Below are 12,781 nucleotides of genomic sequence, written 5' to 3' on the forward strand. Positions count from 1 at the left end.
CTGCGTGGCAGGGTCGGCCGATGGACGTATCCCGATGCGATCTGCTGGGCTGGCAGTTCGGTCTCACGTGGCAGCTCTTCGACTACCACCTGGAGCGGCTGGAGCCCGCGGACTTCCTGTGGGAGCCGGTGTCCCACTGCTGGACGGTACGGCAGGACGCCGGCGGAACATGGGTGCCGGACTGGGCGGAGACCGAGCCCGGCCTCATCCCTGTTCCCACGGTCGGCTGGCTGAGCTGGCACATCGGGTGGTGGTGGAGCGTGACCATCGATCACGCGCGGGGACGGACGCCACGGGAGCGGAAGGAGATCGGGTGGCCGGGTGACGGCGAGGCGGCCATCGCCTGGCTGCGGGGACTCCGTGAGGAGTGGCTGACGGTGCTGGACCGGCTCACCGACGCCGACCTGGACGCGACCGCCCCGTTCCCGTGGCAGGACGACCCCGAGCACACCGTCGCCCATATGGTCGGCTGGGTGAATTCCGAGCTGATGAAGAACGCCGCCGAAATAGGCCAGCTCCGGCTGCTGCGTGCGGCGTCCACGGACACGCCGCAGGGACACACCGTAGAAGGCGTCACCGAGCCGTAGCCGGGCCATGGCCGAGCCGGTTTTGCCGACTCGGCAATGAAACTTGCCCGGAGTGTGGCGCGGCGACATGGTCGTGGCGGCGGTGCACGGCACGGCGGGGTGCTGACCGACAGCGGCCCCGCCGTGGCACGCCGCCGCACGACCGACGCAGGACAGCTCAAGGAGGACTCATGTCTCAGCCCGCTCAGATGCCGGAAGCGACCCACCGGTTGGTGGATGTTCCGGGCGGCCGGATCCATCTGGTGGAGCAGGGCACCGGTCCGCTGGTCCTGCTGGTCCATGGGTTCCCGGAGTCGTGGTACTCCTGGCGCCACCAGCTGCCGGTGCTCGCCGCGGCCGGGTTCCGGGCGGTGGCCATCGACGTCCGGGGGTACGGGCGGTCCTCGAAGCCCCACGACATCGAGGCGTACCGGATGCTGGCCCATGTCGCCGACAACGTCGGTGTCGTCCGCGCGCTCGGCGAGGAGACCGCGGTCGTCGTCGGCCATGACTGGGGCTCGGCCATCGCCGCCAACACGGCGCTGCTCAGGCCCGATGTCTTCACCGCCGTGGGGCTGCTCAGCGTCCCCTACGCGCCCCGCAACGGTTTCCGGCCGACGGACGCCTTCGCCATGATGGGCGGGCCCGAAGAGTTCTATGTCAGCTACTTCCAGCGGCCCGGCCGGGCGGAGGCGGAGATCGAGCGCGACGTCCGCGGCTGGCTGGCGGGGTTCTACGGCGTGCTGTCGGGCGACGCGGCTCCCCCGGCCGACGGCGGCGACCCGCACTTCGTCCCGCCGGGCGGAAAGCTCTCCGACCGCTTCCCCGGCGGATCCCTGCCCTCGTGGCTGGACGAGGCCGATCTCGACGTCTACGCGCACGAGTTCGAGCGGACGGGGCTGACCGGAGCGCTCAACCGCTACCGCACCATGGACCGGGACTGGGAGGATCTCGCCGCGTGGGACGGCGCGCCGATCACCCAGCCGTCGCTGTTCATCGGCGGTGCGCTCGACGCGTCCACGACCTGGCTGGCCGACGCGATCAAGGCGTACCCCACCACGCTCCCCGGTCTGGTCTCCTCGCACATCCTCGACGGGTGCGGGCACTGGGTGCAGCAGGAGCGCGCGGACGAGGTCAACCGGCTGCTGACCGAGTGGCTGCGCTCCCTGCCGGGTGCGGCTCGGCGCTGACGGGGGACGGCAACGAGCGGATGGGGCGGTGCATGGCCCGCGGACCCCGATGGCGCGGGCCGGGCACGCTCACAGCGCGTCGGCGAGTTCCCCGATCTGCTCCGCGAGATGCGGGTCGGGGTGGGGAACGCTGCCGAACTCCTCGTCCTCCTCGATCGTCAGACGCTGTACGGCCGCGCGCAACGCGGGGCTGGGCGGGCGCCGGTGGTGTGTGGTGGGGTAGCAGACGCTGAGCCGCCCCGCCGGGAGCGCCACGAGCCCGGAGTCGAGATCGGCGGCCTGGTCCGCCCAGTGCGCGGCGTCGCGCCGCTCGCCTCTGCCGAGGTGAAGGAGATAGAGGCAGTAGGCGGCCGTGGGGTTGCCCGCGCCGGCCGCGAACTGCCACCAGAACTGGGCGCCCTCGTGCCAGCCGGCCAGATTCAGCAGGCAGGCGAAGTGCAGCGCGCCATCGGGGTCGATACGGCGGGAGTTGGCGAGCCCGGCCAGCTGTCCGGCCGCGTCGATGCCGTGCAGCGCCTCGGCCGACAGGGCGTGCAGATCCTTGCCCGCCTGATCGTGGACGGTCGGGAAGAAGCCGGCCGGAGCCGCCGGGTCGGGACGGGCGATACCGGCGCTACGGGCGCCGGAGCTGTCGAACATGAGGGTGTCGGCGACATCACGGGCGATCTGCGCCTTGGAGGCGGCGAGGTCGTACTCGGCGAACGCGTCGGGGATCACAGCGTCTTCCAGGACTTCGTCGATGCCGCGCGGGGGCTGCATGGGGTTCACTCCTTCTCCTTGTCGGCGTCCGCGTAGAGAGGCAGACCGAGTTTCTGGGCGATACGCCGCTTGGCAAGCCGCCGGTGGGAACGGACGGTGTCGCGCTCGACGCCCATGATGCGGGCGACCCGGTACGAGGGGTAGCCCAGTACGTACAGCAGCACGATCACGTCGTACTGCCGCTCGGGCAGGGAGGCGATCGCGGTGTAGAGGCCGAGCGAGGTCTCCATCACCTCGAACGTGCAGCGCACCGACTCCAGCACCGCGCGGGCGGTGCGCTGGAACGCGGCGGTCTCCACCAGCTGGGGGTCCAGACCGGCCAGCCGCAAGTGGGTGTCCACCCGCGCCTTCAGCAGCGCCCACGCGTACGCCTCCGGGCTCTCCGCCCGCATGACGCGCTCCCAGTTGAGGGCGAGATGGGAGAAGCAGCGGCGCACCACCGCGACGGCGGCGGCCTTGTCGCCGAGCATGGCGTGGGCGTAGTTCAGATACGCCTTCACATACAGGTCGTGGAAGGCTTCCAGGGCGGGCGGCAGGGTGTACCGCACCTCGGCCAGATATTCGCCGTGGTCGTCCGGCGACGGGAGATCGGTGTTCACGGCTGGGCCTCCTCGTCGTGGGCTGCGGGCGTGAGCACTTCGGTCCGTGGAGCACGAGGAGCACCGCGGTGGCGGTCCTCTATCAGCGCGGTAGCTCCCACCCGCACCCCGGCGCGCAGCAGACGCCGCGTCAGGTAGCGCAGGTCCGGGGCGAAGACGCGCACGGCGGTGGCGAGCACCAGCAGGGCGAAGACGTCGTTGGGCGTCACGGCATGTCCTTCTTCTACTGAGCAGCACCCTTGAACCCCCGCTGGCGCTGGAGGACTTCGATGTCCTCAAGAAGCAGCTTTTCGGACCGGGGTGGTCAAACGTGCAACGCGACACCCAAGAAAAATACGGAAAGCGATCGTCCCCTTACATGCAGACACCACCTCAACCACCCCACACACCACACCGTGTGACCGGTCGAACACCGTCGGACAGACTCCGACCTGCGCCGACGCGACAGCACGAACCGGGCCGCCGCCCGTCACCCCCGCGTCGAGTTCAATCCATAATCGATCCGAATGTGGCGCAGATCACTCAGTTGTGGCGCACTACCTGGCACGTACTCTCAGCCGATGTGGGCGAGATGTTCCCCAGGGGCCTCGGGGGCAGCCGCGACCTCGGGGGCGGCGACCAGGATCGAGTGCTGGAGCCGGCGCAGCGCGTCGGAGGGCTCCAGGCCCAACTCCTTGACGAGAGTGGCGCGCAGGCGCTGGTAGACGTCCAGCGCCTCGCCCCGGCGTCCCGAACGGTGCAGCGCCAGCATGAACTGGCCGTGCAGATTCTCATGGCTGGGGTACTGGCCGACGAGCACGGTGAGTTCGGCGAGCAGCTCCCGGTGGCGGCCGAGCCGCAGATCGGCCTCGATGCGCTGGTCGAGCGCGCAGAGGCGGCTCTCCTCCAGACGCCTGGCCTCCATGTCCAGTTGCGCCCCGCCCTGCACACCGGCGAAGGCCGGCCCGGTCCAGAGGGCGAGCGCCGCGCGTAACCGCCGTGCCGCGTCCGGGAAATCACCGGCGTCCATCGCCCGGTACCCCATCCCGGCGAGCCGGTCGAACTCACGGACATCGCTGGTGCCGTCACCGCTGTTCAGGAGATAGCCGCCCGGCAAGGTGATCAACACGTCCTTGGCGGTGCGCCGTTCGCCCTCCCCCGAAGACTCGCGAGCAGTGGGAGCCGCCGAGGTCTCCGCGTCACGTTCCAGGGCCGTCGCGATGAGCGCGCGCAGTTGCAGCACATAGGTCTGGAGGGTGGTCCGGGCGCTGCGCGGCGGCTCCCCCGCCCACAGCTCCTCGATCAGCGCGGCCACGGGCACCACCCGGTCGGCGTGCAGCGCCAGCAGAGCCAGGACCTGCCGGGGCTTGGGGGCGGTGGGCGTGATCGAGATTCCGTTCTCCCGTACGGCCAGCGCGCCCAGTACGTCGATATCCACGCCGTCTCCTCTGCGGATACGTATGAGACCAGTGCTGAGACCAGTGCGCCCGGCGCGTCCGGAAGCCCTTCAAGGGCGCGCTCGCCGACGCCCGTCGATTCAAAATCAGCACCGACCCATTGTCAATATGAAACCGTCCATGCTGTTTTTTTATGCGCCAATCCGACGCCGATCACGCGGCCTAGAAATGAAACCGGCTGGTATGTATCTTCACTCGGCGAGGGTGCACCCATCACCCCTCGCCGCCGCGCCTCTGTGGAGGACATATGTCCGCGAGCACATTGCAGGTGAAGCACGGACCCATCAGCCACCTCCCCGAAGGGGACGGAAGGGCCTCGGCCATCGGGCGGGCACTGTTCCGTTTTCCCTCCCTCACCACGACCGTTCCCAAGGAGTTCGTCCATCGCGCCGCCGTGGCCGAGGTCCTGCTCACCGGCTGGGAACGAAGAGACGACACCCACTTCAGAGTGACCGCGCAGTGGCCTCGCGGCCACAGCTTCTTCAGCCCGGTCGACGGTACGCACTACGATCCACTGCTGGCCACGGAAACAATCCGGCAGGTCGGTTCTCTTCTGGCCCATGCCGAGTTCGATGTCCCGCTCACCCATCAGTTCCTCATGCGGGACCTCGCGTACACGGTCCGGCCCGAGCAACTACGCGTCAGCGGCGCTCCCGCCGGGCTCGACATCGACATCACCTGCACCGAGGTACGGCGGCGCGGGACGAAGCTGGCGGGACTGCGGTACGAGGCCGTGCTGAGGCGTGACGGAGAGATCGCCGCCACCGGCAGCGCCTCCTACACCTGCACCACACCCGAGGTCTACCGGCGTCTCCGCGGCGACCGCACACACTGCGACGACCGGCCCCGGCTCCCCCTCATCGCACCGGTCCCGCCGCAGAGTGTGGGACGGCTGTCGCCGACGGATGTGGTCCTCTCCCCCACCGACGCGCCGCACCGCTGGCAGCTGAGAGTGGACACCCGCCATCCCACACTCTTCGACCACCCCGTCGACCACATACCGGGCATGGTCCTCATCGAGGCCGCCCGGCAGGGCGCGGTCTCCGCCCTGGCCACCTGGCCCCTGCTGCCCACCGGCATACACAGCGAGTTCACGCGCTACGCCGAGCTGGACAGCCCCTGCCTGATCGAGGCACACCACGTCGCCTCCGCCACTGACTCCGCGTCCGCCACCGCCTCCGGCGACGCGCACACGGTCCTGGTCACCGGCCACCAGAACGGCTTACCCGTCTTCACCTCCACCGTGGTGACCACACCGCTCCCGGGTCACTGACACCGTCTCCCGAGACGCCGGCCGGCCCCTCTCCCCCCACGTCGCTCTCCGCGTCACAGGGTCCGGCCAAGGTCCGGCCGTACAGCGGCCGGCGTGTTTCCGGCCCGGCCTCCCGCACACCACGCTCTGTAGGATACGGACCCGACGGTTTGTTTCTCGCTGTCGAACAGTTCATGAATCCTGTGCGTGGGAGGTGGAGGCATGGCCAGACAGGACCGCGCCATCCGTACCCGTCAGACGATCCTGACCGCCGCGGCGAAGGTATTCGAGGAACGCGGATACCAGGCGGCCACCATCACGGAGATCCTCACCACCGCCGGCCTGACCAAGGGCGCGCTCTACTTCCACTTCCCGTCCAAGGAAGACCTCGCTCTCGGCGTACTGAGCGAACAGGACCAGCGGTTGACGGTCCCCGCGCGGGCCTGCAAGATCCAGGAAACCGTCGATGTGATCACACTCCACGCCCACCGGCTCCAGACCAACCCCATGGTCCGGGCCGGGGTACGGCTCTCCCTCGACCAGCAGGCACACGGACTCGACCGCACCGGCCCCTTCCTCAACTGGAGCCGTGTCATTGTGGGGTTGCTGGAGAAGGCGCGGGAACAGGGTGAGCTGCTCCCGCATGTGAAGCCCGCCGAGACGGCCGATGTCATCGTGGGCTCCTTCGCCGGCATCCAGGCCATGTCCCAGGCGCTCACCGGTTACCGGGATCTCAACAGCCGTGTCTCCGCGTGGCTGCGCCATCTGCTGCCCAATATCGCTCTCTCCTCCGTCCTCACCTCCGTGGATCTGACCACCCAGCGGGGCGGGGCCGTCATCGCGGAGATCGAGCACGACACGGAGGACGCTCCACGCCTGGCCACCGACCCGTAACCGGCCACTGGCCGCCGGGAGTACGGAGTACGCCCGTCCAGCGCGACCGCGCTCACCTCGGGCCGCCGAACCAGTCGCGCAGCGCCTCGCCCAGACCCGCGCCGTCCGCAGCCGCGCCGCCCTCGGCCGCGCCGCCCGGAGCACCATCGTCCGGCGACCAGGCGACATAGCCGTCGGGGCGTACCAGCAGGGCGTCGCAGGGCAGCACCGGTACGGGCTCGGCCCGCACCACCCGGAGAACATGACCCCATCCCCGGGCGTCGGCCGCGTACGGAAGGCCCCGCTCGCCGAACAGCAGAAGCAGCGGCCGGCCGCCGCGCAGCAGCCCGATCACATCCGCCGGGCCCGCCTCCGTCATCAGCGCGGTGTTCCGCGGGAACCGTCCCTCCCACCGCGAGGACCGGCCGGACCGGGGCGCGACCACGGTGTCCTGCCCGCTGATCATGTCGCTCAGATGCCGGGCCCCGTCCTCGCCTCCGTCCGAGCCGTCGCCTTGCTTCTCCTCGTCGCCCGCGAGCAGCCCGGCGAACAACGCGCGCAGCGGGTCGAGTTCGGGACCGGGACGCATCAGGGCGACCTGGACGCGGGTGTTGTCGATGACCCGGCGGGCGGCGGGCCCGCGCTCGTGGTGATACGTGTCGAGCAGACCGGCGCCCGCGGTGCCCCGCACGGTGAATGCCAGCTTCCAGCCGAGGTTGAGCGCGTCCAGCAGACCCGTGCTCAGGCCCTGCCCGCCGATCGGGAAATGTACGTGTGCCGCGTCGCCGACGAGCAGCACCCGCCCGGCACGGTAGCTGTCCGCCAGCCGCGCGAAGTCACTGAACCGGCTCAGCCGGCTCGGGGCCGCCATCTCCACGTCGTATCCGGCGATCCATGACACCCGGTCGCGCAACTCGTCCAGTGTGACAGGGGAGTTGCGGTCGCCGGGCCCGCCCGTCCAGTCGAGCGTACGGACCAGGGTGCGCCCGTCCGCCATGGTCTTGGTGACGATCCAGCCGCGGCGGGTACGGTGCCAGCCGAGCGGCGGGACCCGCTCGCCCGTGAAGCGGACCAGCCCCATCAGCGCGGACACGGTCGCGGGGCGGCTCTCCGCCGAGATGCCCGCCCACGTACGGACACCGCCGCGTGAACCGTCCGCTCCCACCAGGTACGCCGCGCGGAACACCCGTACGCCTTCCGGGCTTTCGGCCATCACCTCCACGCCCTCGCGGTACTGCCGTACTCCGGTCACCCGGTGCTGACGCAACACCCGCACCCCGACCGCTCGCGCCCGTGCCTCGAAGGACCGCTCCAGAGCCGCCTGGGTTTCCTTCAGAAGGGGCTCGGGTTCGGACGCGGGAGCCGTGATATGGAGCCCCGGCAGGCCGGCGAAATGGAACGGCCGCGAGACGGTGCCCTCCGCCGCCGCGTCGGGCGCCGGGAAGTAGCCACGCCGCGCCAGGGACTGCACCGTCCGCGCGTGCACGGTCGTGGCCCTCGGCCGGTCCGACGTGGCGGCACGGGCTTCGAGGACCACGGTGTCGATGCCGTACGCCCCCAACTCGGCGGCGAGCAGCATGCCGACCGGTCCGCCCCCGACGACCACGACCCGCGCGTCCGCTGTCCCGGACTTCTCCACCCGGCCCCCCCTGCCCCGTCCATCCCGTCCGTCCCACGGACCGGAACCTACGTCCCGGGCCCCACCAGCATCAATACCGCCTGCCGCTCGGCCGAATGGGTGAATTCACCCCCGCATCGGCCGGTGTGTCCGTCGAACCGCATCACCGCGCGGCGATCGCAGGCTATGGTTTTCTCAGTTCGCGGGTACGAATCCCGCCGCCAGCCCCGGCTGACGTGATCGAGCAGCACGACGCCCCCTCCGACGGAGGGGGCGTTCTTGTTGTGCGGCCCGGTCTGTGCGGTCCGGTCTGTGCGGTCCGGTCTGTGCGGCTCAGTCCTTCTCAGTCGGGGTGGGGAACGCTTCCACGAGACGGTCCGGCGCGGCCTGCTTCCAGGAGTCCACGAGGATGTCGCGCAGTTCGTCCAGATCCTCCAGCGCGCTCAGCCGTACCCGCACCCACGCGGAACTCGCCTCGTGCGGCGGCACCCAGAACTTCTCCGGCTCGGCCGCGATCAGCTCCGTCCGCTCGTACCGGGGGCAGCGTACGGCGAACGACGTCTGATCGTCCGGGACCGTGACGAACATCTTCCCGGCGACACGGAACGTGGGCATGCTCCACGCCTCCTTCTCCACTGTCTGTGGGAGGGACAGCGCGATACGGCGGACTTCCTCGGCATCAATCACGGTCACGGCCACCATGGTAAATGCCGTCCCGCGCTCGGCCCCATGCCGGTTCTACCGGTGCGCGAACCACTCCGCGGCGGGCAGCAGTCGGGTGTCGTACCCGAAGAGCGCCTGGTTCTCCCACGCGTTGCCGGAGGAGGGATCCTGGGGGTCCCAGCCGCTTCCGTTCACCGCGGTCCAGGCCGGCTCCCAGTAGACGACGCCGAGGCCACGGCCGCCCGGGACCGCCTCGACGACGTTCATGACATCGCGCAGATTGGCCGCCTGGCCGGCCGGGGTCGCCGGATAGCCGGCCGGCAGCTGGCCCGCGGAGGACACGTTGTTCTCCAGGAAGTCACCGTTGGCGAGCGTATGGGCGTAGGCGGTCTCGGCCACGAGCACCGGCTTCCCGTACCGCGCCGCCACATCGTCCAGATTGGCCTGGAGAGCGGAGAGCGGGCCGTGCCAGTAGCCGTAGTACGACAGCGCGATCACATCGAACGGCACCTGACGCGCCACCGCCTGGTCGAACCACCAGCGGGTGCCCGCGTTGTCACCGCCCTTGGCCAGATGCAGGGCGATCCGGGTGGTCGAGGAGACGGCCTTCGCCGCCTGGGCGCCGGAGGTGAGCAGTCCGGCGAGCTGGGTCCAGTTGTCGGTGGAGCCTTCCGGCCACAGCATGCCGCCATTGATCTCGTTGCCGATCTGGACCATGTCGGCGGTGGTGCCCTGGGCCTTGAGGGCGTTCAGCACGTCGAAGGTGTGGTCGTAGACATCGGTGCGCAACTGGCTGTACGGGTGGGAGGCCCAGGCGGCCGGCTTGTTCTGCTGCCCCGGGTCGGCCCAGCGGTCCGAGTAGTGGAAGTCAATCAGGAGCTTCATGCCCTCGGCCTTGGCCCGCTTGGCCATCGCCAGGATCCGTGCCGTGTTGTTGTAGCCGTCGGCCGGGTTCACCCAGACCTTGAGCCGTATGTAGTTCATTCCCGCGCCGCGCAGGATCCGCAGGGCGTCCGCGCTCGTGCCGTCGGCGGCGCGGTAGGTGGCGCCGAACGCCTCGTTCTTCGCGAGTGTCGACAGGTCGCCGCCCTTGACGGCCAGGCCCGTGGCGCCGGAGGTGAAGGTGAGATCGTCGAAGTTGGCCCACTCCCCCGCGTGGGCGTCGGAGTTGAGGCTGACGGTGCAGTTCCCGCCGCTCACCCGTACCGAGGTGACGATACGGATCCACTCGCCGTTCGGTGTGGGCGGCAGGTCGGTGCGCTGTTCGGCGCCGCCGCAGTTGCGCAGGGCGATGTAGGCGGCGTTCTGGCCGCCGCTGGAACGGACCCGGGCGCCGAGTGTGTACGTTCCGGCGGCCAGTCCCGTCAGGTACTGATACGTCTCGACCTTGTAGGCCGAGGCCGACCAGTGGGTGAGCCGGCGGCTGCCGCTGTAACCGCCGTTCTCACTGAAGGAGGCGGTGTTCTGGCCGGTGGCCGAGTAGGTGCTCCAGCCGGCCGGGGTGGTGGTGCCGGTGGGGTCGGCCTCGAATCCGGCGTTGCCGAGGCTTCCGGCGGCGTGTGCCCGCTGGGCGGGCAGGACGGTGAGGAGCAGGGCGCCCAGCACGCAGAGCGCGGCGGCGGCGCGTGGCGAGCGCCAGGTCCGGGTGCGGGTGCGGTGTGCGAGGTGCATCGTCGGTGTCCCTTCGGGGGTGGGTGACCAGCTCAGTCGTCGAGCTTCACGACACGTACCGCTCCGGCGGGCAGGCCGAGCCGGCCCGCCGCCCTTTCACCGGTGAGGAGTTCGGTGCCGTGCGCGGGCAGTGGCACCTTGGTGTCCGTGCCGGTGTGGTTGACGGCGAAGAGGTAGTCGCCGCCCTCGCCGGTGCGGCGTACGACCTCGACGTCGCGCGGCAGACCGGTGCGCGGTGCGATGCCCGCGTCCTCGGCGGCGGCGTCGAGGACCGTGTCGAGCGCGCCGGAGTCCAGCCGCGTGGAGACATACCAGGCCGTGCCCCGGCCCAGCCGGTGCCGGGTGACGGCGGGATGCCCCGCGGCGAGCCCGTCCGCGTATGTCCACACGGTCTCGGCGCCGCGCGGGACGACGAATTCACTCCAGACGTCGCCGGTCAGCTCCGCGCCGTCGGCCGCGGTGATCCGGACCCGTTCGCGCTCGCCGAGGGGCGAGAACTCCTCGACGGTGAGGCCGAGGACCTCGCGCAGGACACCGGGGTGGGCGCCGGGGTGGACGGCGTCATGCTGGTCGACGATGCCGGAGAAGTACGAGACGACGAGCGTGCCGCCGTTCTCCACGTACGTACGGAGGTTGCGTCCCGTGGCCTCGCCGGCGAGATAGAGGGCGGGCACCACGACGAGGGGGTAGCGCGACAGATCGGCTTCCGGGTGGGCGAAGTCGACGGTGAGATGACGGTCGTAAAGCGTCTCGTAGAAGGTGTCGGCCCGTTCGCGGGCGTCGTGGTCCTCGCTCGGGCGCCATTCGAGGCGCTGCGCCCACCAGGACTGCCAGTCCCAGACCACGGCGGCGTCGGCTGCCGTCCGCGTACCGCGTACCGTCGCCAGGCTGCCCAGCGCGGCGCCGAGTCCGACGACCTCGCGCCAGACACGGCTGTCGGTGCCCGCGTGCGGCAGCATCGAGGAGTGGAACTTCTCGGCGCCGCGCCGGGACTGGCGCCACTGGAAGAACATCGCGCCGTCGGAGCCGCGGGCCACATGGGCGAGGCTGTTCCTGGCCATCTGGCCGGGCGCCTTGGCCGGGTTGCGCGGCTGCCAGTTGACGCCGCTGGTGGAGTGTTCGAGCAGCAGCCAGGGGGCGCCGCCCGCCACGGACCGGGTGAGGTCGGCGGCCATGGCGAGGTTCACATGGGTCCGCCGGCCGTCGGTGATGAGGTAGTGGTCGTTGGTGACGAGGTCGACCTCGCGTCCCCAGGCCCAGTAGTCGACGGAGTCGCACTGGCTGAGCGCGGTCATGAAGTTGGTGGTGACGGGGATGCCCGGGGAGTGCCGGTGCAGCAGGTCGCGTTCCCGTACGAAGTTCTCCCGCATGGTGGCGTCGGCGAAGCGGGCGTAGTCGAGGCGCTGGGCGGGGTTGCAGACGGTAGGAGTCACGCGGGGCGGTTCGATCTCGTCGAACGAGCCGTAGCGCTGGCCCCAGAAGGCGGTCCCCCACGCCTCGTTGACGGCATCGACCGTGGAGTACGTGGCGCCGAGCCAGCGGCGGAAGTGGACCGCGCAGTTCTCGCAGTAGCAGGCGCTGACGGGGACGCCGTACTCGTTGTGGACGTGCCAGAGCGCCAGCGCGGGGTGGCTGCCGTAGCGGCGGGCGAGTTGTCCGGTGATGGCCGCGGCGGCGGCGCGGTACGCCGGTGAGCTGTGGCAGATCGCGCCGCGTGAGCCGAACGCGTACCGCGTGCCCTCCCGGCTCACGGGGAGCGCGTCGGGGTGGGCGCGGTAGAACCAGGCGGGCGGGGCGACGGTGGGGGTGGCCAGGTCGATCCGGATGCCGTGTTCGTGCAGGAGGCCGATGATCCGGTCGAGCCAGTCGAAGTCGTAGCGGCCGGGCTCGGGCTCCAGCAGGGCCCAGGAGAAGATGCCGAGACTCACCAGGTTGACGCCGGCCTCGCGCATGAGGCGGACGTCCTCCTGCCAGATCTCCTCCGGCCACTGTTCGGGGTTGTAGTCCCCGCCGAACGCGAGCCCTTCGAGACCCTCGGGTGCGGTGTCCGGCATGGATATGCCTCCTGTGCTGTGTGCGATGAGGATGCGAGGTGTGGGAGCGAGTGTGGGAACGTGCACACACATGGGCGGCAACGCAGATCCAACATAACCG

Annotated in this window: 12 protein-coding genes; 4 read left to right on the forward strand and 8 right to left on the reverse strand. The window is 70.3% G+C overall.

Annotated elements, in window-relative coordinates:
• Positions 1-20 precede the first annotated feature (20 nt).
• Together ACFRKB_RS31340 and ACFRKB_RS31345 are read left to right on the forward strand one after the other, a co-directional pair.
• Positions 21-587, forward strand: coding sequence for a DinB family protein (locus ACFRKB_RS31340; protein ID WP_383109990.1), 567 nt, complete (start codon positions 21-23; stop codon positions 585-587).
• A 170-nt stretch (positions 588-757) separates the two neighbouring features.
• Entirely contained in the window at positions 758-1,756 is a 999-nt protein-coding gene (locus tag ACFRKB_RS31345; protein WP_383109991.1) for an alpha/beta fold hydrolase, read from the forward strand.
• Positions 1,757-1,825: 69 nt separating this feature from the next.
• Here ACFRKB_RS31345 and ACFRKB_RS31350 read toward each other — a convergent pair whose 3' ends face one another.
• The 4 genes from ACFRKB_RS31350 to ACFRKB_RS31365 form a co-directional block, all read right to left on the reverse strand.
• A complete protein-coding gene (locus ACFRKB_RS31350; protein WP_383109992.1) occupies positions 1,826-2,515 on the reverse strand; it encodes a hypothetical protein in 690 nt (229 codons plus the stop codon).
• A 5-nt stretch (positions 2,516-2,520) separates the two neighbouring features.
• Positions 2,521-3,114, reverse strand: coding sequence for a sigma-70 family RNA polymerase sigma factor (locus tag ACFRKB_RS31355; RefSeq protein ID WP_383109993.1), 594 nt, complete (start codon positions 3,112-3,114; stop codon positions 2,521-2,523).
• Positions 3,111-3,323: a hypothetical protein gene (locus ACFRKB_RS31360; RefSeq protein WP_383109994.1), complete on the reverse strand. Its 213-nt coding sequence runs from the start codon at positions 3,321-3,323 to the stop codon at positions 3,111-3,113. The genes ACFRKB_RS31355 and ACFRKB_RS31360 overlap by 4 nt, the downstream gene beginning before the upstream one ends.
• Positions 3,324-3,667: 344 nt before the next feature.
• Positions 3,668-4,531 (reverse strand): AfsR/SARP family transcriptional regulator, encoded by an 864-nt coding sequence (locus tag ACFRKB_RS31365; RefSeq protein ID WP_383109995.1) that lies wholly within the window; start codon positions 4,529-4,531, stop codon positions 3,668-3,670.
• Positions 4,532-4,797: 266 nt separating this feature from the next.
• Between ACFRKB_RS31365 and ACFRKB_RS31370 the strand changes: the two genes are divergently transcribed.
• Together ACFRKB_RS31370 and ACFRKB_RS31375 are read left to right on the forward strand one after the other, a co-directional pair.
• Positions 4,798-5,823, forward strand: a complete 1,026-nt coding sequence (locus ACFRKB_RS31370) for a ScbA/BarX family gamma-butyrolactone biosynthesis protein (protein WP_383109996.1) — start codon at positions 4,798-4,800, stop codon at positions 5,821-5,823.
• Positions 5,824-6,024: 201 nt separating this feature from the next.
• Positions 6,025-6,696 (forward strand): ScbR family autoregulator-binding transcription factor, encoded by a 672-nt coding sequence (locus ACFRKB_RS31375; protein ID WP_383109997.1) that lies wholly within the window; start codon positions 6,025-6,027, stop codon positions 6,694-6,696.
• A gap of 52 nt (positions 6,697-6,748) precedes the next feature.
• Here the strand turns inward: ACFRKB_RS31375 and ACFRKB_RS31380 are convergent, their stop codons facing one another.
• From ACFRKB_RS31380 to ACFRKB_RS31395, 4 genes are all read right to left on the reverse strand, one after another.
• A complete protein-coding gene (locus ACFRKB_RS31380; protein WP_383109998.1) occupies positions 6,749-8,314 on the reverse strand; it encodes an FAD-dependent monooxygenase in 1,566 nt (521 codons plus the stop codon).
• Between the two features lie 312 nt (positions 8,315-8,626).
• Positions 8,627-8,995, reverse strand: coding sequence for an MmcQ/YjbR family DNA-binding protein (locus ACFRKB_RS31385; protein ID WP_383109999.1), 369 nt, complete (start codon positions 8,993-8,995; stop codon positions 8,627-8,629).
• 36 nt (positions 8,996-9,031) lie between these two features.
• Entirely contained in the window at positions 9,032-10,627 is a 1,596-nt protein-coding gene (locus tag ACFRKB_RS31390) for a glycoside hydrolase family 53 protein (protein ID WP_383110000.1), read from the reverse strand.
• Positions 10,628-10,659: 32 nt separating this feature from the next.
• Positions 10,660-12,681, reverse strand: coding sequence for a beta-galactosidase (locus tag ACFRKB_RS31395; RefSeq protein ID WP_383110001.1), 2,022 nt, complete (start codon positions 12,679-12,681; stop codon positions 10,660-10,662).
• Positions 12,682-12,781: the final 100 nt, after the last annotated feature.

The organism is Streptomyces scopuliridis (assembly GCF_042790125.1).
In the GTDB taxonomy this organism is placed as follows: domain Bacteria; phylum Actinomycetota; class Actinomycetes; order Streptomycetales; family Streptomycetaceae; genus Streptomyces; species Streptomyces scopuliridis_A.

Excerpts from the sequence above, each read along its gene's own strand:
- ACFRKB_RS31340 (WP_383109990.1), top strand. The coding sequence starts at position 21 with ATGGACGTATCCCGATGCGATCTGCTGGGCTGGCAGTTCGGTCTCACG.
- ACFRKB_RS31345 (WP_383109991.1), top strand. The coding sequence starts at position 758 with ATGTCTCAGCCCGCTCAGATGCCGGAAGCGACCCACCGGTTGGTGGAT.
- ACFRKB_RS31350 (WP_383109992.1), bottom strand. The coding sequence starts at position 2,515 with ATGCAGCCCCCGCGCGGCATCGACGAAGTCCTGGAAGACGCTGTGATC.
- ACFRKB_RS31370 (WP_383109996.1), top strand. The coding sequence starts at position 4,798 with ATGTCCGCGAGCACATTGCAGGTGAAGCACGGACCCATCAGCCACCTC.
- ACFRKB_RS31375 (WP_383109997.1), top strand. The coding sequence starts at position 6,025 with ATGGCCAGACAGGACCGCGCCATCCGTACCCGTCAGACGATCCTGACC.
- ACFRKB_RS31385 (WP_383109999.1), bottom strand. The coding sequence starts at position 8,995 with ATGGTGGCCGTGACCGTGATTGATGCCGAGGAAGTCCGCCGTATCGCG.
- ACFRKB_RS31390 (WP_383110000.1), bottom strand. The coding sequence starts at position 10,627 with ATGCACCTCGCACACCGCACCCGCACCCGGACCTGGCGCTCGCCACGC.
- ACFRKB_RS31395 (WP_383110001.1), bottom strand. The coding sequence starts at position 12,681 with ATGCCGGACACCGCACCCGAGGGTCTCGAAGGGCTCGCGTTCGGCGGG.